3 protein-coding genes are annotated in these 1,546 nt (G+C 39.1%); 2 read left to right on the top strand and 1 reads right to left on the bottom strand.

Going from position 1 to position 1,546, the window contains the following annotated elements:
- The coding region (locus F6J90_RS43320; protein WP_293109132.1) for a DUF481 domain-containing protein at positions 1–440 on the top strand (440 nt) is incomplete at its 5' end.
- Positions 441–449: 9 nt separating this feature from the next.
- Positions 450–860 (top strand): META domain-containing protein, encoded by a 411-nt coding sequence (locus F6J90_RS43315; RefSeq protein WP_293109130.1) that lies wholly within the window; start codon positions 450–452, stop codon positions 858–860.
- 22 nt (positions 861–882) lie between these two features.
- On the opposite strand, the gene F6J90_RS43310 is transcribed toward F6J90_RS43315, so the two are convergent.
- Complete coding sequence (locus F6J90_RS43310) at positions 883–1,332, bottom strand: hypothetical protein (protein WP_293109128.1); 450 nt, start codon at positions 1,330–1,332, stop codon at positions 883–885.
- Positions 1,333–1,546 lie beyond the last annotated feature (214 nt).

The raw sequence follows: 1,546 nt of genomic DNA, 5'->3' as shown, positions 1-1,546 counted from the left end.
CGCTCTTCCGATCTCAGGGGCAATATGATGAGATCTCAAATATCGATTTTCGGGGCTTAGCCGGGACTGGCCCCAGATTTAAATTGAGTTCCTCAGAAAAATACAAGTTCTACCTGGGTTCCTTAGTTATGCTCGAATATGAGAAGTCTGAAGAGACCTTCGGAACTAATATCAACCGAGATTTAAGAGGCAGTGCCTATTTCTCCTTTAGCCTCTATCCAACAGACCAAATCTCAGTCGTAAGCACGACATATTACCAGCCAAAATTCTCGGAGTTTGCTGACTATAGGATATCAAACGAATCCCGTGTAGCCTTTAAGATCTACAAGAATTTAGGGTTTGTATCTTCTTTTACCCTATTATTTGATGCATTTCCACCAACCGGAATCCCCAAGACGCAATATGAGTGGACCAATGGTTTGGTGTATACCTTTGATTAAAAGAAGAAAATGAAGAAACTTTTAAAACCCTTTATTCTAATCATTCTAACAGTAATTTCATTTGCTGCATGTGAAGTAAAAAAGAATAAAAAAACTTTAGAAACAGCTGCATTGGACAATACTTCATGGCTACTTGTTCGCTTTTCGGATCAAGAACTCTTTGGACACGAAATTAGATTGAATTTTGAGGACGGAAAACTGAACGGGAAAGCCGTTTGTAATAATTATTTTTCTACCTATTCCATAAATGGCAATGAAATTAGTGTTCTCCCTATTGGTGCTACTCGTATGTTGTGCCCGGAAAATTCGAAACTTGAAACAGACTATTTTAATTTTTTCTCGAAGACATCGAATTATGAGCTAAGGGAAAACATACTGATCCTAAAAAACGAAATAGGTACCCTTGAATTCAAGAAGTAGAAGTATGACAAGTGTTGATTTTCTAGACAGAACCGAATGTTGTCTCAATAGCGTTCGCAAGCTTAACCAAACCCTGCGGAGCACTTGTCTCAAACGTTTTCATGCCTTCGGCATAATTAGATGCTTTCTCGCCGACCAAACTCAGGCATTGTGTGATCCTGGTAGCATCCAAAGAAATAGATTTCATGGTCATTTTGTTCAAAAACAAGGCACCATCTAGTTGTATTTCTATGGTGGCAGAAAATTCTGCTTGAAGTTGTGATATCCTCCAATAATGTGGTTCCTGCCCAGGTATTTTTGTAGCGCCCGAAGTCCCTTCGGCAAAAGGCCCTTCAATCCTGATCCATTCTACCGCTTCTCCCTCAAGCCGTTCCCAATTGGACACATCGGTCCAATACTGCCAAACAAAGGATTTAGCCGCCTTGCAGTCCACCGAGTGCTCAAATTGCCAAGGTTTCTTTATATCTACCATAAGGTTGAAGATTTATGACTTAAAAATTTCCAGCTAAACTTACATGGTCAAGAAAGCGAAAACTTACTTTCCGATTTTTTTAAAGACTTATCAAATAGGCCTAGACTTTAATGCCTTGGCAAAAGGGTGCTTTACGAATCATCGCGGTTTCAAATATATAGTTATTCTTATTGACTCAACTTTTTGTTTCAACTTCATACCCGAGCTTTTGAAG

Source organism: Moorena sp. SIOASIH (assembly GCF_010671925.1).
GTDB lineage: Bacteria > Cyanobacteriota > Cyanobacteriia > Cyanobacteriales > Coleofasciculaceae > Moorena.
Note: the sequence above shows the minus strand (reverse complement) of the source record. Positions and strands in the feature narration are given on the sequence as shown.